Origin of the sequence: Brucella sp. 22210 (genome assembly GCF_052045675.1) — a bacterium.
In the GTDB taxonomy this organism is placed as follows: domain Bacteria; phylum Pseudomonadota; class Alphaproteobacteria; order Rhizobiales; family Rhizobiaceae; genus Brucella.
In genome coordinates, this window is the sequence record NZ_JBQEPD010000002.1 from 73845 (window position 1) to 100342 (window position 26498).

Consider the following 26498-nt stretch of genomic DNA (forward strand, 5'->3'; position numbering starts at 1 on the left):
TCAGAACCGTAACGCCTCTTTCGGAATCAGTTTCGCAAGATCGGATTAGCTCCGTATCTGCATGTCGCTTGCAGAACAGGCTTAATGCGAAAAACCCGGCTATGACCGTTAATCGACGCAGTCGTGTCAGGCAGCGAATATGTCGTATAAAGGCAAATATCCTGCCCCATCAACGATTATGGTTCTGTCAAATACCAACCAGGGTCACATAAAATGGCAGAGTTTCCTAAGAAGGCGAAGGTCGTAATCGTCGGGCTCGGTGGCATCGTCGGCGCATCCGTCGTGCACCACCTGATCGAACGGGGCTGGGACGACATCGTCGGCATCGACAAGTCGGGCATTCCGACCGATATCGGCTCGACGGCCCACGCATCGGATTTCTGCTATGCGACCAGCCACGATTTTCTGTCCTGCTGGACCACGCTGTATTCCATCGATTTCTACGAAAAGATGGGGCATTACGCCCGCGTCGGCGGCCTTGAAGTTGCCCGTGTCGGCGACGATGGCCGCATGGATGAAATCAAGCGCAAGGTCGCTTCCGGCAAAGCCTTTGGCACCCGCGCCCGTTTGATTGAACCGGCGGAGATCAAGGAAAAATTCCCGCTGATAGAAGAAAGCATGGTTCAGGGCGGCCTGTGGGACCCGGATGCCGGTCTGGTCATTCCGCGTTCGCAGACAGTCGCTGGCAAGCTGATCGATCAGGCGGAAGCCGCTGGCAAGTTGCAGAGCTTTGCCAACACGCCTGCCCAGTCGCTGCTGGTCGAAAACGGCCGCATCAAGGGCGTGGTCACGCATCGTGGCACCATCGAAGCCGATTATGTCGTGATCTGCGCTGGGCTCTGGGGACGTTTGATCGCCGAAATGGTTGGCGAGGACTTGCCCGTCATGCCGATTGACCATCCGCTGACATTCTTCGGCCCCTATACTGAATTTGAAGGCACGGGAAAGGAAATCGGCTGGCCGCTCATGCGCGATCAGGGCAATTCTGCCTATATGCGCGATACGGGCGATCCGAAGACCGCTGAAGGCGGCCAGATCGAATGGGGCTATTACGAAGAGACCAATCCGCGTCTCTGCCACCCGCGTGACCTTTTGGAAAAGCACGAAGCACGCCTTTCGCCGTCGCAACGCGACCTCGATATGGAGCAGATTCTTGAGCCGCTTGAGCGCGCCATCGAACTGACCCCTATTCTCGGCGAACTTGGCTATAATGAAAGCCATTCCTTCAACGGCTTCCTGCAAGTCACCACCGATGGCGGCCCGTCCATGGGCGAAAGCCAGAAGGTGCGTGGTCTCTGGTATGCAGTCGCAATCTGGGTCAAGGACGGCCCCGGCATGGGTAAGCTCATTGCAGACTGGATGACCGACGGTCGCACATCCATCGACCATCACGCCGTCGACTATTCCCGTTTCTATCCGCACCAGATGACAGAGCAGTTCATCTGGGATCGCTGCACCGAAACGGCAATGAAGGTCTATAACCCGGCAGTGCACCCCCGTGAGCCGTTCTCCAAGGGACGCAATATCCGGCGCTCGCCGTTCTATGAGCGCGAAGTCGAGCTTGGTGGCCATTTCATGGAACTCGGCGGCTGGGAACGTGCGCATGGCTATGCCGCCAATGAGCATCTGCTTGAAAAATACGGTAACCGTGTTCCAGTGCGTGAAAACGAATGGGACAACCGCCATTTCTGGCGTGTTTCCAATGCCGAGCATCTGGAACTGACGGAAAATTGCGGCATCATCAATCTCTCGCATTTCGCGATGTACGACATTGAAGGTCCTGACCATGTCGAGCTGATGGAATGGCTCTGCGCGGCCAAGATTGGCGGCGACGCCAATATCGGCAAGGGCATCTATACGCACTTCCTCGATGATGAAGGCATGGTGCGCGCCGACTTCACGGCAATCCGCATGGCGGACCGCATTCGCATGATCAACGGCGCCGATGCTGGTCCCCGCGATTTCCATTACATGCGCCGCGTGGCCGAGGATAAGGGCTTTGACGTCACCATCACCGATGTGACGGAGAAATATGTCACCATCGGCATCTGGGGTCCGAATGCTCGCGAAAACCTCAAGAAGGTTGTCGAGAATCCGGAAGGTCTGGATGCCGAAAACTTCCCCTTTGCGGCGATCAAGCCGATCAGGATTGCGGCTAAGGACGTGACCGCCTTCCGCATTTCCTATGTCGGTGAACAGGGCTGGGAATTGCACATGCGTTACGAAGACGGCCTCGCCGTCTGGGATGCGCTGCGCTCCACCGGCACGATTGCGGTTGGTGTCGAAACCTATGCCAATACCCGCCGCATGGAGAAAAGCCTGCGCCTTCAGAATGCCGACCTGCTGACAGAGTATAATCTCCTTGAAGCCGATCTGGCTCGCCCGAAGGTCAAGGAAGCCGATTTCCGCGGCAAGGCCAAGCATGTCGAATATCGCGCCCGTGAAAATCAGCCTGCCATGCTCTGCACGCTGGTCATGACCGACAATGTCGATTCGAAAGGCGTGGCCCGTTACCCTGTCGGCATTATGCCGGTCATGGAGCCGGAAACCGGCGAAACGCTGGTCGATGAACTGGGCCGCCGCTCATTCACCTCGTCGGTGGCATTCGGCCCGACCATTGGCAAGAATATCGCGCTTGCCTATCTGCCATGGAGCCATTGCCAGGAAGGCCGCAAGCTGACCGTCGAATATTTTGGCGAAACCTATCCGGTTGAAGTGGCCTCCGTTGGCTACAAGCCGCTTTACGACCCGGAAAACCTCAAGCCGCGCAGCTGATCCAACGGAGAGACAAACAAAAAGCCGGGCATTTCGCCCGGCTTTTTCATTTCAACAGTTTGGCGATCTTATTTCAGCGTCGCCTTGCCGCCGGTAAGAGTGATGGTCTCATCACCCGTCAATGCTTCACGGTCGCCGTTCGGAAAGGTCACGAAGCAGCCGGAAGAACAGAAATCGACCGTATCGCCCGGTGCGACAACCATTTCACGCTTGGACGCACCTTCCGTGACCACGATGGTCTGCGCGGCGCTGTCCTTGTTGGAAATCTTGGCGGCGTAGGAACCGCCCATGGAAGCTGCAAGCATAATGACTGCGCCAAGACCGATCGTACCAAATTTGTTGATCTGAATTACGTTCATATCGTTTCGGCGTTTCCACCGCTCCCGCTTCTACAACCCCGATGAAAGCAAGTGCCCCCGCTTCCATCCTCGAAGAACGGCCCGCCGTTCTATGGCTCATTTATAGTTGGACAAAACTGAACTGCAACTGAACGACGCGTTCATCACGCCTTATCGTCATTGTCGTCGTCCGATGCCTTGGCTTTCTCTTCGCGCACCTTCTTCTTCGGCGCGGCTGAGGGCACCTTCTGTACCATCTCCGAAAGCTTTTCGATTTCCGGCAGGCTCAGCACCAGATCGGTCGAAGACGAGGACAGATGCAGCCCCTCTTCATGAAACCGCTCCACGATCTGGAACCGCAGCTCGTTCTTGATGCCGCCGGTCGAGGTGATATCCGCGACATGGGCGTAGATATCGAACACCATGATTGAATCAGTCATGCTTTGAAAAGCGACGAACGGTTCCGGATTTTTGAGAATAGACGGGTGGGCGCGCACGATATCCAGCAGCAGCGTGTGCACACGCCTTGGATCTTCCGTATAGGAGGCCTGCACATTGATATCGATGCGGCCAAGCTTGTTGCGATGCGTCCAGTTGCCGACATTGCCGTTGATCAGCGTCGAGTTCGGCACAATGATCGACTGCTTCTGGAAGGTTTCCACTTCCGTTGCGCGCACGCTGATCTTCTTGACTATGCCGCTGACCGTACCCGCTTCTACCCAATCGCCAACCTTGAACGGACGTTCCGCCAGAAGAATGAGACCTGAAACGAAATTCTGGACGATATTCTGGAGACCAAAACCGATACCGAGAGAAAGACCGCCGGCGATCAGCGCCAGATTGGACATATTGAACCCGGCCGCAGAGACGCCCATCAGGGCGGCAAGACAGAGCCCGACATAACCGACCACTGTGCGGATCGAGTTGCGCACGCCGGAATCGACACGGCCTCGTGCCATGACGCTGTTGTCGAGCCAGTTCTGGAACCAGCGCGTCAGCAGATAACCGATAACGAACAGCAAAACACCGGTGAGCAGCCCCATCAGCGAAACCGACATATTGCCGATTTCAAAGCCGGTCATCAGTTTGAAGAAGGCATTTTTCAGTTCGGCCCACTGGAAACCGAGCTGCATCAGCACCAGCGGAATACCGATAAGCGCGACAACCAGATTGATGAGAATGCCCGCAACGAGCCCCAGCTGGTCAAGTGTCGCATCATCGAAGTGAAAGCGCTCGCGCAGGCCCGCACCGATTTTGCTGGACGCAAATGCCTGTTCTTCGGAAATGGCACGGCCCGTCAGGAAACCCAGATACATGGTGACCAGAAAGGCGCCGGTGACCACGATCTGCTGCGACAGGAAACGCGCCAGACCAATATAACCAAAAGCGGCAGCCAGAATGGGCAGAAGCCCCAGTATGATCAGGAACACCTTGAACGCGCGCGGCCATGAACGCACGCGCTCGTCATCCACACGTTCCACGGGCTTCAGAAAGGCGATTGCCAGAATGAGAATGCCCACCATCACCGTCGCCAGCAGGCTTTGCGCCATGGTGAGCGACAGGGGCGACGACAGAAGCTTGTTGACCGTCCCGACAAAGGAATCGACGCCCGTCGTCAGCGCTGTTGCCGTTATCAGCAAGCCCAGAACACGCCCCGGACGCGGCGCAACCCGCACGAGCCGCCATTGCGGCATGTCGGGGCTGATACAGGCCGCAGCCAGACGATGGATGAAGAAGACCAGGCCGAGGACGATGAAGAGCGATTCCAGGATCGACGCAACATCCGTCCTTAGAACATTGAAATAATTCAGGAAAAAATAGGTCGTCGCCAGAAAGACGCCGACTGCCGCCGACGGAATGACGGTGGACCAAAAGGCAACCAGAAGACGGCTAAGATAGGATGGAGACTCGATCGTCGGGTCGCGTTGATAAAGCGTGCCGAGCACACGCCGCGCGCCAAGCTGGATCACCAGCGCGCCGACGAATGCGAAAAACGCTGCGGCAAGGAACGAGTTGAGCTTGAAGGTGACGACGAAGCGCCACCATGACTGGATAATCCGCCACAGCGACACAACCTGATCGTTCGCTGCCGATGCAACTTCGATACCGAGTGCGGAGTCAAGATTAACGCGCTGCGACAGCGTCTTCGCAAAAAGATCGCGCCGCAGATCGCCGATCTTCGCCGACATCTGATTGACGTTCAGCGAAGTGTCTTCGGTGTCCCCGATCATCGCGTTGATCGCCGCTTTTTCGCCGGTGAGCTTCTTGCGCTCGTCGGTGACGATACCGGGTTCCGTCGCGTCACCGGTCGGCGCAGGGCCAAGCTGCTCCAGACGCGTATTGATTTCCGTCAGGCGCGGACGAAAGGCGACACCTGCATCAAGGAGCTTTTTGGAAAGTCCGTCCAGCTGAAGCTTCAGATTCGCCAGAGTTTCGTCGCTGGTTCCGGATTTTTGCAGCTGTTCGCTGATCTTCTGCGCCTGCTGCTTCAGATCGTCAATGATCGGCTTTTGCTGCTGCACGATGGCCGATACTGGCCGCTCGGGCTGCTGATCACCGTTCGCGGGCGCAGCCTGAGCGCCATCATCTGACTGACTGGCAGGCGCTTGAGTGGCAGGAGCCGGCTGCGCAGTCTGCTGCGCTTGCGACTTGTTATCCTGCGCGCTGGCAGGCGCAACGGCAGATGCCATGCCGCCCCACGAAAGCGCACCAATCAAAAGAGAAAATGCAAGAATCCGAAACGTCGATAAATAAGCCAATTTCAAATCTGCCGTTAAGAAGATCACTGTTTCAACATAAAGCGCCGTAGAACGGAAACAAGGCGGGTTGCAAGAGAGAATCCCATTTGCGCCCGAAAGTCCCCAATGGTGCATTTCGTCAGCCCTCGCTGCGGAACAACAACGAAACCACGGCAAAACGCCAGTATTTCCTTGTTCGCACCGGCACAAATGGCTAATGAGGATTCGTGGACGGTGCGGAAGCTGGCTCAAATCCTGAGCGAGACTCTAACGAAAGTCTGGGCGGTTTTATGATAGGCATGAACAGCACAGGGCATCATAGACAGCATGGCTTCATGCTGTTGATGGCATGCGTGCTGTCTTTTGCAGCTCTGTTGTTCGCCGTAGACTTCTCCGCACTCAACGAAAAGGCAAGCGACGATACTTCGCGCAGCCTGCCCAAGATGCTTGCGGCCAGACAGGCTGAAAGCGTCCCCACGGCCCCGGTGCGGCAGCAATCGGCACCGGTGCCGCAGCCAATGCGCGCCATTCTCATCGAAGCTATTGCCGCGAAAATCAAGGCAGCTTATCCGCTGGGTGGCGATACGGCCCTGGCCGTCGCCGGAGCTGGCCTTTCCTTTGCCAATGCGAAATCCGCAGAGGCAGAGCGCGGCTTTCAGCGCTTCACGGCTGCCCAGCAATATTTTGGTTTTGCCCGCGCCCCTCCTGTTAGCGCATAATAGGCACCACCGGAGGACTGGCACTCTCCAGTCCCGAACCCTTTTACGTAAAACAGCGTCATCCACCCCCGCACAGATTGTGGCTTTCCATGTCGGTCAGCCATTCGGGATTTGAGATGACGCGCAGACCCGGAACCACAATCCATGCGTACTTCGAAATGGGTCGTAGCGCTGTATAGCCTGATCGTCGTGATCGGGCTTATCATCGCCTTGCCCAACTTCTTCACACAAAAACAACTCGATGGGATGCCGTCATGGTTCCCGAAGCGTCAGGTGACGCTCGGTCTCGACCTGCGCGGCGGTTCATATCTCGTGCTGGAAGTGGACGCAGCCGGCCTCAAAAAGGACCGCCTGCGTGCGCTGCTGGACGATGCCCGCAGCAAATTGCGCGCTGAACGCATCCAGCCGCAGTCGATCCGCGCTGTAGGCGATGCCGTCATCGTGGCAATCCCCGATGCCGACCAGCGTGCAAAGGCGGAAACCGCCCTGCGCACGCTCATCTCGCAGGTCAACACCAGCGGCTTCGGCACGGCGATCAATGATATCGACGTCAATTCGACCGATAACCAGATTCGCCTGACGCTGACCGAGGCTGGCTTCAATTACCGCCTTGATGCAGCGCTCCAGCAGAGCCTTGAAATCATCCGCCAGCGCGTTGATCAGGTCGGCGTTGCCGAACCTTCGATCCAGCGCGTCGGTTCCGACCGTATCGTGGTTCAGCTGCCGGGTCTTCAGGATCCGGCCCAGCTCCGCCAGCTTCTTGGAAGCACGGCGAAGATGAGCTTCCACATGGTCGCGGACGCCAATCCGAACGATACGCCGCCTCCGGGCGTGACGATCATGCCGGATTCCAAGGACCCGAATGTCAAATATCCGATTGAGGATCAGATCGCTCTGTCGGGCGAACGCCTGACCGATGCGCGCGCCGGTTTCGACCAGCGCACCAATGAGCCAATCGTCTCCTTCCGTTTCGACAGCCTTGGCGCACGTCAGTTCGCCGATATCACCACCAAGAACGTGAACCGTCCTTTCGCCATCGTTCTCGACGGCAAGGTCTTGAGCGCACCGGTCATTCGTGAGCCGATCACCGGCGGTTCGGGCCAGATCAGCGGCAGCTTCACGGTTCAGGACACCGTTGTTCTCTCCGCACTTCTGCGCGCTGGCGCCCTGCCCGCACCGCTGACAGTCATCGAAGAACGCACTGTCGGTCCTGACCTTGGCGGCGACGCCATCAAGATGGGCCTGATCACCGGCATCATCGGCTTCGCGCTCGTGGCCGTGTTCATCGTTCTGCTCTACGGCCTCTGGGGCATGATCGCCAATGTGGCGCTTCTTCTGCACACATTGCTGACCTTCTCCGCACTGAGCCTCATCGGCGCAACACTCACCTTGCCAGGTATCGCAGGTATCATTCTGGGTATCGGTATCGCGGTCGACGCGAATATTCTCATCAACGAGCGTATCCGCGAAGAAACGCGCAAGGGTCTCGGCGCCATGGCCGCGCTGGACAAGGGCTTCCACAGCGCCTTTGCAACCATCGTCGACTCCAACGTCACCTCGTTGATTTCGACACTGCTCCTGTTCATGTTCGGCACGGGCCCGGTTCGCGGCTTTGCCATCACCATGATGCTCGGTATCGCGATTTCGATGTTCACCGACGTGACGCTGGTGCGCATGGCGATGGGCTGGTTCGTGCGCCGGCGCAAGCTTAAGGTTCTGCATATCGAGCCGATCCTGAGATTCGCACCGGAAGGCACCAACTACCGCTTTATGAATGCGCGTTTTGTCGGCATCGGTGTGTCCATCGTGCTGTCGATCGCCTCGATCGTGCTGTTCTTCAAGCCGGGCCTGAATTACGGCATCGACTTCAAGGGCGGTATCCAGGCAGAAATCACCACGTCACAGCCAGCCGACCTTGCGCAGCTTCGCTCCAAGCTCGGGGCGCTGGAACTGGGTGAAGTCGCGCTTCAGAGCGCAGGCAGCGCCAATGAAGTGCTCATCCGCATCCAGCGTCAGGATGGCGGCGAAGAAGCGCAGACGGCAGCCGTCAACAAGATGCGCGAAGCCGTTACCGAACTCGATCCGGGAGTGAAGATCGAACGGACCGAAGTCGTGGGACCGAAGGTCTCCGGCGAACTGGCCCGCTCCGGCTTCATCGCGGTCGTGCTCTCGGCGCTCGGCATGCTGGTCTATCTCTGGTGGCGGTTCGAGTGGTTCTTCGCGCTTGGTGCGATTATCACACTCATCCTCGACACCACGAAGATCGTCGGTTTCTTCGCGCTAATGCAGCTCGATTTCAACCTGACGGCTATCGCGGCCCTTCTGACGATCATCGGTTACTCGGTGAACGATAAGGTCGTGGTCTATGACCGTATGCGTGAAAACATGCGCCTCTATAAGTCGAAGCCGCTGCGCGAGATCATCGACATGAGTATCAATCAGGTGCTCGTGCGCTGTATCTACACATCGGTCGTGACTTTCCTGTGTATGTTCCCGATGGCGGTCTGGGGCGGCAGCGCCGTCCATAATTTCGCCGTGCCGATGCTGTTCGGTATCGTCATTGCGACGTCGTCGTCGATCTTCATCGCAGCGCCGATTCTGCTTCTGCTGGGTGACTGGTGGCAGCACCACAAAGAGGCTCACAAGCAGCCTGAGGAAAAGGCCATCGCGCAGAAGTAATCCAATTGCCGGGCAGGATTTTGGTCCTGCCCGGCTCCCATAATGAACTGAAATTTCAATAGAGGGAAACGGCACCCTATGCCCCATGACACGCCTTTGATTGCGACAATCGTCATCGGGTTATGCCTTGCCTTCATCTTCGGTGCCGTAGCCACCCGCCTCAAGATTTCTCCATTGGTCGGCTATCTTCTGGCTGGCGTTATCGCCGGTCCGCACACGCCGGGTTTCGTTGCCGATCAGGGCCTCATTTTGCAGCTTGCCGAAATCGGCGTCATCCTGCTGATGTTTGGCGTCGGCCTGCATTTTTCTCTGAAAGACCTGCTATCCGTCAAAGCCATCGCCGTTCCGGGCGCATTGGCGCAGATCGCCACTGCAGCTGCCCTGGGCACCGGGCTTGGACTGGCGCTCGGCTGGGACGTCGAAGCAGGCATTGTCTTCGGCCTCGCCCTTTCCACGGCCAGTACGGTTGTCCTCTTGCGCGCCATGCAGGAGCGCCGCCTCATCGATACCGAACGCGGCCGCATCGCCGTCGGCTGGCTAATTGTCGAAGATCTCGCCATGGTCATGGCGCTGGTGCTGCTGCCAGCCGTCGCAAGCGTTACGGGCCGCGCAACAAGTGCCGCGGCCAGCGACCCGCTCGCAGCCTGGCTAGGCCTCGGCATTGGCGGCATCATTCTTCTGACCATCGCCAAGGTAGTCCTGTTTGTCGCCCTGATGCTGGTCGTCGGGCGCAAGGTCATTCCCTGGCTTCTCAACGTCGTCGCACAAACCGGTTCGCGCGAATTGTTTCGCCTTGGCGTTCTGGCCATTGCGCTCGGCGTCGCCTTCGGCGCGGCGCATCTCTTCGGTGTTTCCTTCGCGCTCGGCGCATTCTTTGCCGGGATGGTGATGAGCGAATCCGAACTCAGTCATCGCGCAGCAGAAGAATCCTTGCCGCTGCGTGATGCTTTCGCGGTTTTGTTCTTCATTTCGGTCGGCATGTTGTTCGACCCTATGAGCCTGCTGAAAGACCCCCTGCCCCTGCTGGGCACGCTGGCGATCATTCTGATCGGCAAGTCTGTCGCGGCCTTTTTTATCGTGCGGGCCTTCCGTCGCCCGGTCAGCACGGCGCTGACGATTTCCGCAAGTCTGGCGCAGATCGGCGAATTCTCGTTCATCCTCGCCGGACTTGGCGTCAGCCTCAACCTGCTGCCGCCCGCTGGGCGCGATCTCATTCTCGCAGGCGCGATCCTTTCCATCTTCCTCAATCCGGTGATGTTCATCGTTGCGGAGCGGATGCGGCCATGGATCGAAAAGCGCAGTGCGTCCGAAAGTGGCAGTGAAAACGCGGGTAACAGCGCCATAGATGTTTCCGAGCCGGAACCATTGCCGCAGACGCGCCTGACCGGCCACACAATCATTGCCGGCTACGGACATATCGGCAGCAGATTGGCCAGCAGTTTGCAGGAACGTGCGATGCCGTTCCTCGTCATTGATGACTCGTCGAAAATCTGCACCGCATTGCGGGAAAAAGGCATCGAAGCTATTGCAGGCAATGCCTCCGATACCGAAATATTGAATGCAGCGAATCCGGGGCTTGCCAAAAATCTGGTCATTGCGATTCCAAATGCCTTCGAGGCTGGACGCGCGACCGCTCTGGCCCATGCGGCCAACCCGGATATTCACATCGTTGCCCAGGCCAGTTCGCAGGCCGAAGCACAATATCTGGCCGATCTTGGTGCAACCTCCGTCATTCTTGGCGAAGAAGAGATTGCAAAAGCAATTGCCAAGGCCATCGGTGCAGAGGTTTCAAATACGGGCGGCAATGCTTCCGCCCCGTCGCCACAGCAGCACGCTCAGGCACAGGACGACAGTTCGGTGGTTGCGGCTGATGGCGAAGCACAGGCCATATAAGGGGAATATGATGAGAGCTGAAGGGGCGGTAATCGGTTAATGAAAGCAAAGGATTATATCTGGCCAGTCATCGGTGTCTGCGCCGTCGGCGTTTCAGCCTGGCTTCTGTATCGTGAACTTCGCAGCATTTCGCTCGATGATGTTCTGGACAGCCTCTACGCCATTCGCGCGCATCACTGGGTACTGGCAGCGGCGGCGGCCCTTCTCGCCTATAGCTCGCTTGCCGGTTACGACCGGATCGCGCTGCTCCACCTCCGGCGCAAGATTTCCTGGCTTTTCATCGCGCTTTGTTCCTTCACCACCTATGCCCTGTCGCACAATATCGGTGCATCCGTCGTCTCCGGCGCTGTCGTTCGCTACCGCGCCTATTCCTCGCAAGGCATGCCGGGCAGCGAGATCGCCGTCCTCATCGCCTTCTGTTCGTTTACGTTCATTCTCGGCGTCATCATCACCTCCAGCGTGGTCCTGTTGCTGGAGCCGCATGTTCTCATGCGCTTCAATGAAGACCTGACACCCACCGTTGCCATGGTCATCGCCCTGATCATGCTGGCCTTCGTCCTGCTTTATGTCCTGGGCAGCTGGATGCAATTGCGCCCGCTTCAGATCGGCAAGTTCCGGCTTGAGTATCCGCGTATGTCGGTCGTCGTGCAGCAGTTGGTCGTCGCGCCCCTCGAACTGATCGGCGCTGCGGGCATCATCTATTTCGCCTTGCCAGAAGCGGGTAATCCCGGCTTCCTGATTGTGCTCGGTATTTTCCTCGTCTCCTTCTCGGCAGCACTCATCTCGCATGCGCCGGGCGGCCTTGGCGTGCTTGAACTGGTTTTCCTGACCGGCCTTCCGGATATGAACCAGGCCGATGTGCTGGCGGCACTGATCGTGTTCCGCCTGCTCTATCTCCTGATCCCGTTTGCCATGTCGCTGGTGGTGGTGCTGGTTTTCGAGAAGTCGCAGTTCCTCCTGCGCTGGAACGAAAAGCACAACAAGTGACTACCATTCAGGCGGAGAATAATTTTCACTTATCCGCCTGAATTTGAATTCCTTTTCCTTAAAATAGCAGGTTTCAGCGCCTATTTTGGAAACTGCTTCGCAAGACGTATCCAGATCGGAACGAACGGCGAAACAGTAAAAGCCCTCCCAAGGCTCTGATCTCTGTGATGTCGCAATTGTAGCTAAGCCGTTTCGTGCTTTTGCTGCAATTGCCGGAAAAGGAAACAACGCATGCCTGCGACACTTATCATCCCCGGTTTCAAGGGATCGGAAGCAGGCCACTGGCAGCGCCAATGGTTGCATGACGATCCGTCAGCATTACTGGTTGAACAGGACGACTGGCATTATCCAGTGCTATCCGACTGGATGCATGCGCTCGAAGCAAAACTGGCCGAAAATCCCGGTGCGGTTCTGGTTGCCCATAGCCTTGGCTGTGTGCTGGTTGCTCATCTGGCAAGCCGTCCGGCTGCCGCACATGTTGCAGGCGCGCTTCTCGTTGCCCCTGCCGATGCGGAAACCATGGCCTCCAGAGACAGCCGTTTTCAGAGCTTCGCCCCACTGCCGCGCCATGAGCTGGGTTTCCCATCCATCGTCGTCGCCAGCCGTAACGACGAATATATGCGCTTTGCCAAGGCAGAGGCTCTGGCGAATGTCTGGGGCTCAGGCTTTGTCGATATCGGCCATGCCGGTCACATCAATGTCGCAAGCGGTTTCAGCCGCTGGCCGGAAGGCGTCATTCTCGCCTCATCCCTGCAAAGGGAGCCGCAAAAGGCAATCCTCCCCTCCCAGGCTGCACAACTGGCAGCCTGATCATTTTAACGCCGTGTGACCTTCCAGGCGCACGGCGTTAAGCGTGCTGCTTGCGTTCCAGCAGGAATTTCAGCACCAGCGTCAGAAGAGCAATCAATGCGAGTGTGGAAGCCGCAGCGAAGGCTCCGGCGACATTATAGTCGTTGAACAGAAGCTCCACCTGCAATGGCAAGGTGTTCGTTTTGCCACGAATGGCTCCGGACACGACAGATGTCGCTCCAAACTCGCCCATCACGCGCGCATTGCACAGCACCGCACCATAGAGCAGCGCCCATTTGATATTGGGCAGCGTGACATAGAAGAAAGTCTGCCAGCCATTGGCGCCGAGCGTCATCGCCGCTTCTTCTTCGTCACTGCCCTGCACTTCCATCAGCGGGATCAATTCGCGTGCCACAAAGGGCGAAGTGACGAACAGGCTGACCAGAAAGATCGCCGGGACCGTGAACATGATCTTGAGATCATAGCTTTCGAGCAGCGGCCCGAGCAGGCCCTGCGAGCCATAGAGGAAGAGATAGGTCACGCCCGCCACAATCGGCGAGATCGAGAAGGGAATCTCGACAAAGGTAATCAGCAATCTGCGCCCCGGAAAACGAAACTTCGTCACAAGCCACGCAACGCAGACGCCAAACGCCATATTGATCGGCACGACCACGATTGCGACCAGCACCGTCAACCAGATCGCATGCAGCGTATCGGGTTTCAGGATTTCGCCAAAGAACGCACCCACGCCCCTGCTGAATGCATAGGTGAAGATGATCGCCAGCGGCACACCGATGCACAAGACCGACAGCACGGCGGCAAGCCAGATCAACAGGCTGCGAACCGGTCCCGGCGCGTTGCGTGCCAGATTAGCGCTCTGCATAACGAAGCTGCCTTGCCTGAATAAGATTGGTGATGAGCAGCATCAGAAATGCTGCGACCAGCATGACGAAGGCCAGCGCTGCTGCGGCGGGATAATCATATTCGTCAAGCCGAATGAAGATCAGAAGTGATGTCACTTCTGTCTCGAATGGCAGATTGCCGGAAATGAAAACAATGGAGCCGAACTCGCCGAGGCTGCGTGCAAAAGACAGCGATGCGCCCGCGAGAAAGGCCGGAAAGATCGTCGGCCAGACGATATAGGCGAAAATCTGCCAGGGTTTTGCGCCGAGGCTGCGCGCGGCCTCTTCCACATCGGCATTCATATCTTCCAGCACGGGCTGCACCGTGCGGATGACGAAGGGAATGCTGGTAAAAGCCATGGCGACGGAAATGCCCAGCGGCGCATAGGCAACCTTGATGCCGAGCGGTTCCAGAAACTGGCCAAACCAGCCGTTCTGCGCAAAGACAGTCACCAGTGCGAGACCCGCAATGGCCGTCGGCAGCGCGAAAGGCAGGTCGACGGCAGCATCCATCAGGCGCTTGCCGGGAAACTCATACCGCGCCAGCACCCATGCCAGCAACAGGCCAAACAGACCGTTGAATACGGTCGCAAGTGCAGCCGTGCCGAGCGTGATGCGATAGGTGGCCAGTGCACGGTCAGAGGTGACGATGGACCAGAAGTCGCTCCAGCCGAGGCTCGCTGTTTTCATGATCATGGCCAGCAATGGCAAAGCCACGATGACCGTCAGATAAAACAAGGTACAGCCGAGGGTCAAACCGAACCCCGGCAGTACCGAATTGCGTTTCATGCTGAGAAGCGACACTGAATTATTCCATATAACGGCAGGAGCGCACGTCGCCGCACGCTCCTGTGTACCAGCTTAGTTACCGCTTACTTCTTGGTGAAGAGCTGATTAAGTACGCCGCCTTCGGCAAAATGCTCTTTCTGCAACTTGTCCCAGCCGCCGAACACATCCTCCACCGTCACGAGACGCACATCCGGATAGATATCCTTGTGCTTTTCGATGACCGCCTTGTCATGCACGCGGTTGAAGTTCTGAGCGAGAATCTCCTGACCTTCCGGCGCATAAAGATAGTTCAGATAGGCTTCAGCGATCTTGCGCGAGCCACGCTTGTCCACGACCTTGTCGACGACCGTGACCGGGAACTCGGCCAACAGACTGACCTGAGGAACGACGACGTCATATTTGTCTGCGCCCAGCTGCTTCTGCGTGCCACGGGTTTCGGCCTCGAAAGTGACCAGCACGTCGCCGATACCGCGTTCCGCAAAGGTGGTCGTTGCGCCGCGACCGCCGGTGTCGAAGACCGGCACATTCTTGAAGATCTTGCCGACAAATTCGCGCACCTTGGCGTCGTCGTTATTAAACGCTTCCTTCGCATAGGCCGTCGCCGCCAGATAGGTATAGCGCGCATTGCCCGAGGTCTTCGGATTCGGGAAGACAACCTTCACATCGTCGCGGGCGAGATCATCCCAGTTCTTGATGTTCTTCGGGTTGCCAGCGCGTACCAGAAATGCCGGGAAGGAATAATAAGGCGACGAATTGTTCGGCAGACGCTTCTGCCAGTCAGCCGGGATCAGATTGCCCTTGTCGTGCAGAACCTGCACGTCGGTCACCTGATTGAAGGTCACCACATCGGCTTCAAGGCCTTCGAGAATAGAGCGGGCCTGTTTGGAAGAACCGGCATGCGACTGGTTGACGGTCAGCTCTTCGCCGGTCTTCGCCTTCCAGTCCGCGATGAACGCCTTGTTGACCTGCTCGTAAAGTTCGCGAGCGATATCATAGGAAACGTTCAGGATTTCCTTCGGCTCTTCAGCCTTGACTGGTGCTGCACCCAGTCCGAGCGCCACAGCCGCATAGAGAAAAATTTTCCGCATTAGACACATCCCCACCGCCCTGCACCTGCAAAGCGTTCATACAGACGATTGAACTTGGAAAGAAAACCTATCGAATGATGGTTCAAAATCAACCTAAATCATTGATTTAAATGATTAAACTACTTTCGAGCGACTCCTTGGAACAAGTGCCCAAGCGGCATCTGCGAGGTAGAAAAATATTCCCCTAAACATCCGTAATCAGAAATCAGAAAACAAAAAAGCCGGAGACTTTCGCCTCCGACCTCGATTTTTTTCTGCGTAAAACCTTACCAGAAACCGCGATGCTGCCAGCACCACAGAAAATTATGCTCACTGCGCTCAAGCCGGCTGCGTCGACGCGCTGCAATTTCCTCAGCGCTCAGCTTCATTTCCCGCCACGGCTGCGCCAAAAACGCGGGAATGCCCAAGAAGGCGTTTTTCAGTCCGGTGGTCAGCACCTGCAAGTTTCGCATCAAACCAGGCCTCCTGTCCGCGTTATCGCGTCCCCATCTCTACATCGTCGCCCTCAAAGCACGTCCTGTTTCCAGACACGCTTTCGCCGCAACAATGAACGATGTGTTAATTTTGAAGGCTTCTACGCAGAAGTCAATAACCTACTCATTTTATCGGAGTTAACAGGATGAAATATTTTGCGAGCGACAGGCCGCCGCCCGCAAAATCATACCGCTTTAGACCTCGTAGTCGTTGACGGGCTTGATATGGACCTTGTCCACATTGCGCCCCTTCATGGCGTCGATCCTGAACTCGAAGCCGTCCGCAGTGAAGCTTTCGCCCCCAAGCGGTAGATGGCCAAGATGCCAGAGCACATAACCGGCCAGCGTCGTATAGCGATCGCTATCATCGACCAGATCGCGCTCCAGCAGACCGCTCAGACGACGAATATCGACGAAGCCATCGACGATATATCCACCCTGCCCGTCCGATTCGGCGACAGATGCTTCTTCGTCCTCATCAGGGAATTCGCCAGCGATGGCTTCAAGAACGTCCGTCGGCGTGACAACGCCTTCGAATGAGCCGTGCTCATCGACCACGACAGCGAGTTGGACCGGCGATACACGCAGCTGCTCCATCACACGCAGCACATTGGCGCTTTCATGCACAACGAGCGGCTGCTTGACGACCTGATCCCAGTTGATGGACTTTTTGTCGGTCATGTCGAGCAACAGATCGCGGACCGAAGCCACGCCGACAAACTCATCGACCTGACGGCGCGCAACCACAACGCGCGAATGCGAGAGCTTGCGAATCGCTTCGTGCAATTCCTCTTCGCTTTCATCGATATCGAGCCACTCGACTTCATTGCGCGGCGACATGATCGAGCGCACCGGGCGATCCGCCAGATCCAGAACACCGCGGATCATTTCCTTTTCTTCGGGAAGGAAGACGTCATTGGCGGCAGTCTGCTGCGCAATCACGTCAACCGTATCTGAAAGCGGGTTCTCGCCACGCCCGCCGCCGAGCAGGCGCAGAACCGCGCCTGCCGTCCGCTCGCGCAGATCGTTGGTCGTGACCAGCTTCTCACGATTGCGGCGCGACATCTGATTGGCCGCTTCGATAAGCACCGAGAAGCCGATAGCCGCGTAGAGATAACCCTTCGGAATATGGAAGCCAAAGCCTTCCACCACGAGGCTGAAACCGATCATCATCAGGAAGCCAAGGCAGAGGATAACCACCGTCGGATGCTTGTTGACGAAGTCCATCAGTGGCTTGGAAGCCAGCATCATGACGCCGATTGCGATAATGACGGCGATCATCATCACGGGCAGATGCTGAACCATACCAACAGCCGTGATCACGCTATCGAGCGAGAAAACCGCGTCAAGGACGACAATCTGGACAATGACCTGCCAGAACACCGCATGGACCACGCGCGAGCTTTTCGCACCATGCGCGCCTTCCAGGCGTTCATGCAGTTCCATCGTGCCCTTGGCCAGCAGGAACAGACCGCCGATCAGCATAATGATATCGCGTCCGGAGAACGACATATCCATCACTTCGATCAAAGGTTCGCGCAGTGTCACGATCCACGAGATCGAGGCAAGCAGGACAAGGCGCATGAGAAGCGCAAGGGCAAGACCGATGACGCGCGCGCGGTTACGCTGATGCGGCGGCAGTTTATCGGCCAGAATGGCGATAAAGACGAGATTGTCGATGCCGAGAACGATCTCAAGCACCACCAATGTCACCAAACCTATCCAGGCATTGGGGTCGGCAATCCAGTCCATGGACCAGTCCATGATATGTCGGCTCCTTTAAAGCACATCCCGGAAGACTATTCCCGGGAGAGATGTGAGAATAAACAGAAGCTTAGAGCGCCGTCTTGAATCACAATGACAGCACCCCAAGCGGGTCAGAAAGAACGGAATTCAGAAAAGCCGGTGCAAACACTTTCAGGCCGGAACGCGAAATTGCGATCCAGCCGAAAAAATCCACAGGCGGCGGAGACAGGCTTTAAGCCTATGAAGCGACAGGTTCCCGCGAGGGAACCGGTACTTCGGTAAGAAGAATCGTCAGAACTGTCGTCGGGCATTAAGCGCGATGAACCTTTTGTAGGGCGCTGTATCGGCGTTATCGCCGACCTCGGGCACCAATTGCTATACGAAACATACGATTGTTGTTCACAATATATTCAGCAGGCTGACAGGCACAATCATACGACCAACTGCCAGCGTTGCCTTATTATGCAGACGATCACCGATCAGGCAAGTGCGTCCGCCTTATTCCCTTATTCGGCGGGCGACACCTGTACGCGCCGCGATTTACGCTCACGGCGCGGTGGGCGCGCCTTGAAGAAGCGAACACCGATAACGGTGAAGATCAGCGTCAGCACTGTGATGCCGATGGCGAACCAGAACATGTGATCGCTATCCATCTTGGCGAAAATGCCTGCGCCACGCCCGGCGAGCCAGCCAGGAAGGAACATCAGGGGAGCCCAAACCAGCGCGGACAGCACGTTTGCGGTCTGGAAGCGTGTCTGGTCCATCGACATCATACCAGCGACCATCGGCACAGTGCAGCGCACAGGCCCGAAAAAACGACCGAGGAAGACGGCCGAAAAGCCATAGCGGCGGAACAGCAGGCGCGCACGCGCCACGCCACTGCGATGCTTGTTCAGCGGCCATTTGTGAATGATGTTGCGGCCCAGCCACCAGCCGAGGAAATAGGAGATGATATCGCCAATCACCGCGCCGATGATGGCGCCGATGATGACGGGCAGCGGCTCAATGATGCCAGCCCCGACAAGGCCACCAATGGCAATCATGATCGGGGTGGCAGGAATGAACATTCCGATGATCGCGAGAGATTCGCCGAAGGCAATGACACCAACAATAGGCCCGGCCCATACCCGATGATCGGAAATGAAATGCCCGAGATTGCTGATAATGCTTTCCATGCTTTCCTCAAATGCCGCGAACCGGATCTTGAAGCGATTTACCCGCCTCGGTTTTCTCTGCAAAGGCTATCCGGTGCATGACGCGCCTTGCTCGGATTATAATGTCAAATGATCAGCACGGGTTTGTGATCAAGATTTGATTACCCGGTGATCAAGACATTTATATGCTCTAACTTCTCAGACAAGCATCAAAAAATGATGACATGGCTGCGACATTTGAAGCGTGAACCTACGCCCCGAAGCCGTAACCTGCTTCGCCTCCCACACGGACATATCCGCAAGTACGAATCCAGTATTGCGCGAATATGGAGTCGGCCATGCGCGCTTACAACGTTCGAAGCGCAAAAAAATGAATCAAATCAAGAATCTTTTGCATTCGATTCTTCGGGATTCGTCGGCGCAATCACAATTTTTGCGAACACAGGAACGAAATTCCCGACAAAGATGCAAAGCCGGATTTATCAAAACCCAGCGTTTCCGGGGTTTTGAACAAAGATGCAAGTTTTTTTCGAAAAATTTCGATTGGAGGGTAGACAGCTGGAAAATCGACCGGTATACACCCGCTCACTTCACCGGGGCCGCTGCCTCGGCAAAGCGAGTGGGTGATTAGCTCAGTTGGTAGAGCAGCTGACTCTTAATCAGCGGGTCGTAGGTTCGATCCCTACATCACCCACCATTTTCTCTTCTGAAAACAAACGCTTCCGCTGATTGACCCCGTAAAGAACGGGACCGAAGTGATCTCAAGATCGCAACGAAAACTCCCCTTTCCCTTTCCCGCCTGAACATCACCGCACATCCAATCTGCACGCTTGAATGCACGCGTCGTTGCACCGGGTTCTGTCGCGATTCTCGGATTGGCAGATTGCCCTGTCACCCACACAGCGTCGGGGTCAGCCACACCACCTCTGCGGTCACATTACAAATTCATTACATATAATTAATTGGCATATTCATATGAGGTTCATCTAAAAAGAAACACATTACTGGCACGCCAATTGACGGCGCCCCTGTAAAGAGTAATGGAGTCAAACAACCATGAAATATAGAACCGCAATTCTCGCTGTAATCGCATCGACAATGCTTGCAGGACCTGTATTGGCACAGGAAAGCAGCAATGCGAATACACCAAAGCCGGCAACGGAAGCGGCTGCTACACAGGATAATGACGTCAAGACCAAGCGCGGACCAATTGATCTGGAGAAGTTCTCCCGCATGGAAGAGCTGAAAGCTGCCGACACTAATGGCGACGGCGTCCTGTCTCGCGATGAAATCGAGGCTCTGGCGCTCAAGCGTATCGTGAAGCGCGAGGCCGACCGTCTGGAACGTCGTCTCGACGTCAAGGGTGACGGCAAGATCACCCTGTCGAACATAGAAAACCAGCGCAAGAAGGAATTCGCCGCGCTGGACCGGAATGATGACGGCGTGCTCGACCGCAAGGAAATGCGCGCCGTCCATATGGGCCGTCACGGCATGGGCCCAAATCATGGCCGCCATGGTATGGGACAGCACCACAAGGGTGGCGACCATAAGGGCCCTATGAAGGACCAAAAAGAAAAGCCTCAGGAATAATACCTGAAACAAAAAGCCCGGGCGCAATGGCCCGGGCTTTCTTAATGGTTCGCCTTGGACGATCAGGAGCGGATCACACCCTTTTTGAGAATGATATTGCCGTAAAGCCTACGCTCGCCGGTGCGGATCACAGCGAATGCTTCCGTGGCGCGGTCGTAGAACGCAAATCGCTCCAACGGATCGACGGCAATCTTGCGCCCCTCGGCCACGGCAATGACCGCTTCAAACTCGCCATAAATGGCCGGTGTCTCGTTAGGCGCCTTCATGACAGCAGCAGGCTTGTCGACAAAATCATCGAGCGGCAACACCGACAAGACCGCTTCGGCCATGGCGGTTGCGCTGATGCCCGGAAAATCCAGCACTGGCACGCCCGAGGCTTGCGCCGGATAGTTTGCATCCACGATCACGAGATCGTCGCCATGCCCCATATCTGCGAGGATGGAGAGAAGCGAGCCGGTCAGCAAAGGGTTGATGTTTTTCAGCATAGTGTCTGATTCCAGATTTGAGGCATCTTCGATGCGAAAACCTATTCAAACGACAGCCCATATGCAAACGCCGGCTGCGATGCAGCCGGCGTTTGTCTCATTCATAATCGAAAGATGGCTTACTCGGCCTTGGCTTCGATATTCACCTTGTCCAGCAGCGATAGAGGGTCCTGAGACGCAGAGATCATCTCCAGCGCGCCGATGCCCTTCTCCGCCTTGGACGTGACCGTCAGCTCGAAAATATTCGGCTTGGCGAGGAAGGTGGAGAATGCGGTTACCGCGTCCTGAAGCTTCGGCTGATCCGTTGCCAGTTCCTGCAGGAATGCGGCGGCGATCATGGAGAAGGTGCTGCGCACTTCATCTTCCGTCATGTCGTTTTCTTCCGCATAAAGCTTGAGCGCCTTGGCGATCAGGCCCTTCTCTTCAACCTTCACCTTTACTTCTCGCGCTTTGAGGCCAAGAGCGGCAACCTGCGTCATCACCTTGTCGCCCGAGAAGAACTCCTTGGTGAAACCGCCCATCAGGCCATTGACCGAAACGCTGCCCATATCCTTGCCGCTGACGGAAATATCCGAAATGACGAGGTTCTGGTTCGGTTCATCCCAGTTCATCGCCACATTCGACGAGATCGTCACCTTGTCATAGCCAAGCTTGCGCAGTTGGTCGTAAATCTCGTCATTGCCGGATTGCGGTACCGGAAGCGTCATGTCCTCATAGGTAACGCGAATATCGGTCGGGATACCGTTCTGCGGCTTGTTGAGCGCGACTTCGTAATTCTTCAATGAGAACTTGATGCGCTCTGGAACCGTCGGAGCCTTGGCTTCCTCAGCAGGTTCTGGCTGTGCTTCTTCAGTCGCTTCCGGCTGCGCGTCTTCACCTTCGGTCGCAGGTTCTTCAGTGGAATCCTGCGGAGCAACCGCAATATCGACTCCCTGATCATCCGTAGCGACTGCGGCATCGACGGTTTCCTGATCGCCCGCGTCGTCTGTGGTTTCGTCGTTGCCGGTCACTTCATTGACGACTTCCGGCTCATAAGGCAGATCGGCATCGACGCCTGCAATGCGCATGGTGCCAAATTCAGGCAATAGCGTTGTAAACGGGAAGTTCTCCGCTTCTTCATCGCTGAGCGCGGCGAGCTTCTTCAAAGCTTCGGCGGTCGGAGCCCAGGAAAAGCCCTGCATGGAAGCTTCATCGACCTTCACGTGATCCGTGCCGTCACCGATATTGATACCCTTGACGGTTGCGTCAACCTTGCTGTGATCGAAGGCAATCGAGATCTGTGCGATATCGCCCTTACCCTTGGTGGTGTCGGAAGGTTCGATCTTGAGGCCGAGCAACTCCATGTCGCCCTTGCCGATCGTATCGACAATCGACAGCAGACGCAGGAAGAATTCGCGCTGTTCGGCTGGCGTCAGATCTTCCGGATTCTTGACCGCCTCAATCTGCTGAACCATGTCCAGCAGCGGCTCGGCAGGCATGCGCATGCTGAAGCCGTTGCTGCGAATCTCGTCATAACTGAAGTTCACTTCACGGCTCTTCATGACGATATTCTTGGCCGAGAACGGACCATAGACCGGCTTGGCGTCCTTATCGTCTGGTCCAGCCTTGTCCGTATAGAGACGGGCCAGATAAACGGCGTCGATGTCTTTGCCTTCGGTCAGGCCCATCGAGCCTTGCATCTGGTCGCGGACTGGCTCGCCTTCTTCCTTGGGCACTTCAAACGCAAATTCAAACGTCGTGCCTGCAGCGGAAAAGCGGGCGACCTGACCTTGCTTGATGTCCTCAAGCTTCACGTCCTTGTAGGAGACTTTCTGCTCGTTGCCGGCAATGGTCTGAACCAGATTGATTTCCGGTGCAACGACGCTCTTGGCCGAGAAGCGGCCGACGCGCTCAGGCACGGTCAGCTGGCTGTTGCCAAAGGTTTCGCGCAATGTCGAAATATCGAAATTCGCATCGTCGATCTTCACATGGGGAATGGAGATCTTGTAATTGGCGACTTGCGTGTTGATGTCGGATGCATCGAGCATGCCTGTCAGAAACAGGAACTTCGGACGACCTTCAATCGAGCCGATGCGCACTTCAGAGCCGTTCTTGAGCGGCATCGTCACGTCGCGCAGATGAATGCGCCCGAAGAAATCGGCTTCAACCGAAGCGGCCTTGCCGCCGCGCTTTTCCAGTTGTGACGTGATGGTGTTCTGAAGCGTGATCTTGTATCCGGTCAGACCAGCGGCAGCTATCGCGATGACCGCAACGGCTGCCCAAAGCGCCTTGCGTCCACCCTTGCCGGTCCCGTTCTTTGCCTGCTCCACGATATTCGTCCTTTCAGCGCAATTGAAACGGTAGTTATGTCAGCCGTGATCGCCTTCGGATCGTACAACCAGACGAAAAGTCGTGGTTTGCAGAAACACGGCTAAAACAACGGTTTAGAGCATCGTCTAACTACCTGTAATTGTGCGCGCAAGCAGGAACGACAGTTGTTGCCTGTTTTTTTGGCATACCCCCAATTAAATGCGTAGTTTTTTAGTAGATCGCGCTAGAAACGCCACAGTAATTCACATCAGAGCGGCGCTTGCGGGTGCGGCGAACCATCATAAGCACCCCAGATCGACTGATCAAAATTGACGATAGCTCCGGTCATCAGCCCCGATTCTTCCGAAGCAAGAAACGCAATTGCGCGCGCAACTTCCGCGGGGTCGATCAAGCGCCCAAAGGGTTGTGCCTTGGCGGTGTCATCGAGCCAGTTGGTGGGCGCGCCATGAAATTCGCGCTGGATACGGTCTTCGCCGTCCGACGCCATCCAGCCGATATTCAGGCAGTTGACGCGGATGCGATTGCGCAGGACCGAATAGGCAGCGTTGCGGGTCAGCGTGTCGACTGCGCCCTTGGACGCACAATAAGCCGCGATGAACGGCTGGCCGCCCATCGATGACATGGAGGATATGTTGACGATAGCCCCCTCCACCGCGTCGCGACGGAAAAGCTTGATCGCTTCCTGAATGAGAAAGAAAGGCGCTCTGGTGTTCACAGCAAACAGCCGGTCGAAAAGTTCTGGCGAGGTATCGAGAATAGTTCCTCGGTCGGTCAGACCGGCCGCGTTGACCAGAATATCGAGACGCCCGAATGCACGGTCGGCTTCGGCGATGATCTTTCTGCAATCCTCGACTTTCTCCAGATCGGCCTGAACGAAAACCGCGCGCGTGCCAGTTTTCTCAAGCAGATCGACCTGCGCCCGCCCCTTTTCTGCCGAGCGTCCGCAAATCACCAGACCGGCTGCACCTCGCTCGGCAAACAGCTTTGCTGTGGCCGCACCCAATCCTTGCGTGCTGCCGGTGATGACAGCAACCTTGCCTTTCAACTGCTCGTTCATCGCAATCTCCGAAACCCGATCAAACTCTGCCGCCCAACTCGGCTGACAGGTCGGACAATTCCTGACCGCCAGCCATCAGGCTTTGCAATTCATCCATATCGACTTCGCTTTTGGTGCGGGTGCCCAGTGTCACGCCGCGATTGAGCACGGTGAACTTGTCGCCCACCGCATGGGCATGGCGGACGTTGTGGGTGATGAAAATCACGCCCAGACCCCGCGCGCGCACCTGATTGATGTATTTGAGCACCATCGCGGTCTGGCGGACGCCAAGCGCGGAGGTCGGCTCGTCAAGGATCAATATCTTCGCCCCGAAATAAACCGCACGGGCAATGGCCACGCATTGCCGCTCGCCACTGGACAGCGTGCCCACAGCCTGTTGCGGATCGCGCACATCGATGCCGATCCGGCGCATTTCCTCGCGGGTTACGTCTTCGGCAAACTGCGTGTCGAACCAGCGCAGCGGCCCTATCCCCTTGGTCGGTTCGCGACCCAGAAAGAAGTTCCGCATCACCGACATGAGCGGGATCATCGCCAGATCCTGATAGACCGTCGCGATACCATGATCGAGCGCATCGCGCGGGCTGTTGAATACAACCTGTTTGCCTTCGACAAAGAAGTCACCGCTCGTCGGCTTATGCACACCGGACAAGGTCTTGATGAGCGTCGATTTACCCGCGCCATTATCGCCCAGCAGGCAATGGACCTGCCCGGGTTCGACGCTCAGCGAAACGCCATTCAGTGCAATAACCGGCCCGAAATGTTTGACAAGATTACGGATTTCAATCGTCGTCGTTGTCATTGTCATGGCAACCTCCCGGCTCAGCGCTCGCCCGTGGCGCGCTTGCGAATGAAATTATTGAAGAGAACGGCGATCAGCAGCATTCCGCCGAGAAAGACGAGATACCAGTCCTGATCAATCTGCGTATAAGTCAGGCCGATCAGCACCATGCCGAAAATGATGGCGCCAAAGAATGCACCTATGGCCGAGCCATAACCGCCTGTCAGCAGGCACCCGCCGATGACAGCCGCGATGATGGCTTCAAACTCTTTCTGGAAGCCGCGCCGCGCATCGGTCGAACCGGCATCAAGCACGGTGAGAATGGCGACCAGCGCTGCAGCCATGGCCGTGCACATGAAGAGTGTGGTCTTGACGCGGCGAACCGGAACGCCGGAATTGCGCGCCGCCAGAGCATCGCCACCCGCCGCAAAAATCCAGTTGCCGAAGCGGGTGCGCACCAGAACATAGGTGGCGATCAGCGCCACACCCGCGAACCATAAGACTTCAACCGGAACGCCTTTTACGGTTGGTTCGCCATTGGGGAATTTGGCGATCAGGTCATGCTCGGCCATCCAGGCGAACAATCCCTGAAACGCATCACCCGAAAACAAACCGGCAATCATGCTGTTGCCGACAGCTTCCTTGACGCCGCGAAGCTGCGTTGCGCCACCGGTTGCCCATTTGAGACCAACCAGCGACAGGCCACGCAGGATAAACAGAAAAGCCAGCGTCACGATGAAGGACGGCAACCCCGTCCTGATGACGATCTGGGCATTGATCACGCCGACCAGAGCGGCAAAAACAAGTGTGAGAATAATCGCCACCACAAGCGGCACCTGCCAGACGACGAGTGCTGCGGCAAAAATCAAGCCCGCAAACGCCACCATCGACCCGATGGAAAGATCGAACTCGCCGCCAATCATCAAAAGCGCGGCGGCAACCGCGAGAATGCCCAGCTGCGATGCAGGTGCCATGAAATTCATGATGCCCGCAGCCGTGAACATTGCCGGATTGGCCGTGGTCAGGAAGAAAGCCGTGATGAGAAAAAGCCCGGAAACGGCACCAAGTTCAGGTCGGCTCAAGAGCCGCTGGATCGGGCTTGCCGTTTTCAGCCGTTCGTCTCGTTGCTCCACAATCGTCGCGGGCTTCGGTTCGGACATTGGTTCACTCATGATTTTCTCCTGAAGCCGTCTCGCAGCTGCTCCATG

20 protein-coding genes and 1 tRNA gene are annotated in these 26498 nt (G+C 56.6%); 8 read left to right on the plus strand and 13 right to left on the minus strand.

The window, feature by feature from the left end; all coding sequences use genetic code 11:
* The first annotated feature begins 213 nt into the window (after positions 1 to 213).
* Complete coding sequence (locus tag ACTJKP_RS03315) at positions 214 to 2775, plus strand: GcvT family protein (RefSeq protein WP_440629686.1); 2562 nt, start codon at positions 214 to 216, stop codon at positions 2773 to 2775.
* 68 nt (positions 2776 to 2843) lie between these two features.
* On the opposite strand, the gene ACTJKP_RS03320 is transcribed toward ACTJKP_RS03315, so the two are convergent.
* Both ACTJKP_RS03320 and ACTJKP_RS03325 read right to left on the minus strand, forming a co-directional pair.
* Complete coding sequence (locus ACTJKP_RS03320; protein ID WP_078339330.1) at positions 2844 to 3134, minus strand: hypothetical protein; 291 nt, start codon at positions 3132 to 3134, stop codon at positions 2844 to 2846.
* A gap of 143 nt (positions 3135 to 3277) precedes the next feature.
* A complete protein-coding gene (locus ACTJKP_RS03325) occupies positions 3278 to 5872 on the minus strand; it encodes a mechanosensitive ion channel domain-containing protein (RefSeq protein ID WP_440629687.1) in 2595 nt (864 codons plus the stop codon).
* 269 nt (positions 5873 to 6141) lie between these two features.
* Here ACTJKP_RS03325 and ACTJKP_RS03330 point away from each other — a divergent pair, with 269 nt between their 5' ends.
* The 5 genes from ACTJKP_RS03330 to ACTJKP_RS03350 all read left to right on the plus strand — a co-directional run bounded on the left by ACTJKP_RS03330 (position 6142) and on the right by ACTJKP_RS03350 (position 12939).
* Positions 6142 to 6570 carry a hypothetical protein gene (locus ACTJKP_RS03330; protein ID WP_440629688.1) on the plus strand — a complete coding sequence of 143 codons (429 nt, stop codon included), beginning with the start codon at positions 6142 to 6144 and terminating at the stop codon, positions 6568 to 6570.
* A 144-nt stretch (positions 6571 to 6714) separates the two neighbouring features.
* Positions 6715 to 9249, plus strand: a complete 2535-nt coding sequence (gene secD, locus ACTJKP_RS03335; RefSeq protein ID WP_440629689.1) for a protein translocase subunit SecD — start codon at positions 6715 to 6717, stop codon at positions 9247 to 9249.
* A 78-nt stretch (positions 9250 to 9327) separates the two neighbouring features.
* A complete protein-coding gene (gene ybaL / locus ACTJKP_RS03340) occupies positions 9328 to 11142 on the plus strand; it encodes a YbaL family putative K(+) efflux transporter (RefSeq protein ID WP_440629690.1) in 1815 nt (604 codons plus the stop codon).
* Between the two features lie 39 nt (positions 11143 to 11181).
* Complete coding sequence (locus ACTJKP_RS03345) at positions 11182 to 12129, plus strand: lysylphosphatidylglycerol synthase domain-containing protein (RefSeq protein WP_113533810.1); 948 nt, start codon at positions 11182 to 11184, stop codon at positions 12127 to 12129.
* Between the two features lie 231 nt (positions 12130 to 12360).
* On the plus strand, positions 12361 to 12939 hold the full coding sequence (locus tag ACTJKP_RS03350; RefSeq protein ID WP_078339335.1) for an alpha/beta hydrolase: 579 nt from the start codon (positions 12361 to 12363) through the stop codon (positions 12937 to 12939).
* Between the two features lie 37 nt (positions 12940 to 12976).
* Here ACTJKP_RS03350 and cysW read toward each other — a convergent pair whose 3' ends face one another.
* The 6 genes from cysW to ACTJKP_RS03380 all read right to left on the minus strand — a co-directional run bounded on the left by cysW (position 12977) and on the right by ACTJKP_RS03380 (position 19091).
* The gene (cysW, locus tag ACTJKP_RS03355; RefSeq protein WP_440629691.1) at positions 12977 to 13801 is read right to left on the minus strand and encodes a sulfate ABC transporter permease subunit CysW; all 825 of its coding nucleotides are present in this window, start codon (positions 13799 to 13801) and stop codon (positions 12977 to 12979) included.
* Positions 13788 to 14609 carry a sulfate ABC transporter permease subunit CysT gene (gene cysT, locus ACTJKP_RS03360; RefSeq protein ID WP_440629873.1) on the minus strand — a complete coding sequence of 274 codons (822 nt, stop codon included), beginning with the start codon at positions 14607 to 14609 and terminating at the stop codon, positions 13788 to 13790. Before cysT ends, cysW begins: the two co-directional genes overlap by 14 nt.
* 83 nt (positions 14610 to 14692) lie before the next feature.
* On the minus strand, positions 14693 to 15697 hold the full coding sequence (locus tag ACTJKP_RS03365; RefSeq protein ID WP_440629692.1) for a sulfate ABC transporter substrate-binding protein: 1005 nt from the start codon (positions 15695 to 15697) through the stop codon (positions 14693 to 14695).
* A gap of 266 nt (positions 15698 to 15963) precedes the next feature.
* Positions 15964 to 16149 (minus strand): hypothetical protein, encoded by a 186-nt coding sequence (locus ACTJKP_RS03370; RefSeq protein WP_078339338.1) that lies wholly within the window; start codon positions 16147 to 16149, stop codon positions 15964 to 15966.
* 216 nt (positions 16150 to 16365) lie between these two features.
* Complete coding sequence (locus tag ACTJKP_RS03375; RefSeq protein ID WP_113533809.1) at positions 16366 to 17934, minus strand: TerC family protein; 1569 nt, start codon at positions 17932 to 17934, stop codon at positions 16366 to 16368.
* A gap of 488 nt (positions 17935 to 18422) precedes the next feature.
* Complete coding sequence (locus ACTJKP_RS03380; RefSeq protein WP_078339340.1) at positions 18423 to 19091, minus strand: DedA family protein; 669 nt, start codon at positions 19089 to 19091, stop codon at positions 18423 to 18425.
* 600 nt (positions 19092 to 19691) lie between these two features.
* On the opposite strand from ACTJKP_RS03380, the gene ACTJKP_RS03385 reads away from it, so the two are divergent.
* Positions 19692 to 19767: transfer RNA gene (locus tag ACTJKP_RS03385), tRNA-Lys, on the plus strand.
* 359 nt (positions 19768 to 20126) lie between these two features.
* Positions 20127 to 20660 carry an EF-hand domain-containing protein gene (locus tag ACTJKP_RS03390; RefSeq protein ID WP_440629693.1) on the plus strand — a complete coding sequence of 178 codons (534 nt, stop codon included), beginning with the start codon at positions 20127 to 20129 and terminating at the stop codon, positions 20658 to 20660.
* Between the two features lie 62 nt (positions 20661 to 20722).
* Here the strand turns inward: ACTJKP_RS03390 and ACTJKP_RS03395 are convergent, their stop codons facing one another.
* The 5 genes from ACTJKP_RS03395 to ACTJKP_RS03415 all read right to left on the minus strand — a co-directional run bounded on the left by ACTJKP_RS03395 (position 20723) and on the right by ACTJKP_RS03415 (position 26462).
* Positions 20723 to 21145, minus strand: a complete 423-nt coding sequence (locus tag ACTJKP_RS03395) for an RbsD/FucU family protein (RefSeq protein ID WP_138786319.1) — start codon at positions 21143 to 21145, stop codon at positions 20723 to 20725.
* Between the two features lie 119 nt (positions 21146 to 21264).
* Positions 21265 to 23454 (minus strand): hypothetical protein, encoded by a 2190-nt coding sequence (locus ACTJKP_RS03400; protein ID WP_440629694.1) that lies wholly within the window; start codon positions 23452 to 23454, stop codon positions 21265 to 21267.
* A 248-nt stretch (positions 23455 to 23702) separates the two neighbouring features.
* The gene (locus ACTJKP_RS03405; protein ID WP_440629695.1) at positions 23703 to 24512 is read right to left on the minus strand and encodes an SDR family oxidoreductase; all 810 of its coding nucleotides are present in this window, start codon (positions 24510 to 24512) and stop codon (positions 23703 to 23705) included.
* Positions 24513 to 24531: 19 nt separating this feature from the next.
* Complete coding sequence (locus ACTJKP_RS03410; RefSeq protein ID WP_440629874.1) at positions 24532 to 25311, minus strand: ATP-binding cassette domain-containing protein; 780 nt, start codon at positions 25309 to 25311, stop codon at positions 24532 to 24534.
* A gap of 20 nt (positions 25312 to 25331) precedes the next feature.
* On the minus strand, positions 25332 to 26462 hold the full coding sequence (locus ACTJKP_RS03415) for an ABC transporter permease (RefSeq protein ID WP_440629696.1): 1131 nt from the start codon (positions 26460 to 26462) through the stop codon (positions 25332 to 25334).
* Positions 26463 to 26498: the final 36 nt, after the last annotated feature.

Excerpts from the sequence above, each read along its gene's own strand:
- ACTJKP_RS03315 (WP_440629686.1), top strand. The coding sequence starts at position 214 with ATGGCAGAGTTTCCTAAGAAGGCGAAGGTCGTAATCGTCGGGCTCGGT.
- ACTJKP_RS03320 (WP_078339330.1), bottom strand. The coding sequence starts at position 3,134 with ATGAACGTAATTCAGATCAACAAATTTGGTACGATCGGTCTTGGCGCA.
- ACTJKP_RS03330 (WP_440629688.1), top strand. The coding sequence starts at position 6,142 with ATGATAGGCATGAACAGCACAGGGCATCATAGACAGCATGGCTTCATG.
- secD (WP_440629689.1), top strand. The coding sequence starts at position 6,715 with ATGCGTACTTCGAAATGGGTCGTAGCGCTGTATAGCCTGATCGTCGTG.
- ybaL (WP_440629690.1), top strand. The coding sequence starts at position 9,328 with ATGCCCCATGACACGCCTTTGATTGCGACAATCGTCATCGGGTTATGC.
- ACTJKP_RS03345 (WP_113533810.1), top strand. The coding sequence starts at position 11,182 with ATGAAAGCAAAGGATTATATCTGGCCAGTCATCGGTGTCTGCGCCGTC.
- ACTJKP_RS03350 (WP_078339335.1), top strand. The coding sequence starts at position 12,361 with ATGCCTGCGACACTTATCATCCCCGGTTTCAAGGGATCGGAAGCAGGC.
- cysW (WP_440629691.1), bottom strand. The coding sequence starts at position 13,801 with ATGCAGAGCGCTAATCTGGCACGCAACGCGCCGGGACCGGTTCGCAGC.
- cysT (WP_440629873.1), bottom strand. The coding sequence starts at position 14,609 with ATGAAACGCAATTCGGTACTGCCGGGGTTCGGTTTGACCCTCGGCTGT.
- ACTJKP_RS03365 (WP_440629692.1), bottom strand. The coding sequence starts at position 15,697 with ATGCGGAAAATTTTTCTCTATGCGGCTGTGGCGCTCGGACTGGGTGCA.
- ACTJKP_RS03370 (WP_078339338.1), bottom strand. The coding sequence starts at position 16,149 with ATGCGAAACTTGCAGGTGCTGACCACCGGACTGAAAAACGCCTTCTTG.
- ACTJKP_RS03375 (WP_113533809.1), bottom strand. The coding sequence starts at position 17,934 with ATGGACTGGTCCATGGACTGGATTGCCGACCCCAATGCCTGGATAGGT.
- ACTJKP_RS03380 (WP_078339340.1), bottom strand. The coding sequence starts at position 19,091 with ATGGAAAGCATTATCAGCAATCTCGGGCATTTCATTTCCGATCATCGG.
- ACTJKP_RS03390 (WP_440629693.1), top strand. The coding sequence starts at position 20,127 with ATGAAATATAGAACCGCAATTCTCGCTGTAATCGCATCGACAATGCTT.
- ACTJKP_RS03395 (WP_138786319.1), bottom strand. The coding sequence starts at position 21,145 with ATGCTGAAAAACATCAACCCTTTGCTGACCGGCTCGCTTCTCTCCATC.
- ACTJKP_RS03405 (WP_440629695.1), bottom strand. The coding sequence starts at position 24,512 with ATGAACGAGCAGTTGAAAGGCAAGGTTGCTGTCATCACCGGCAGCACG.
- ACTJKP_RS03410 (WP_440629874.1), bottom strand. The coding sequence starts at position 25,311 with ATGACAACGACGACGATTGAAATCCGTAATCTTGTCAAACATTTCGGG.
- ACTJKP_RS03415 (WP_440629696.1), bottom strand. The coding sequence starts at position 26,462 with ATGAGTGAACCAATGTCCGAACCGAAGCCCGCGACGATTGTGGAGCAA.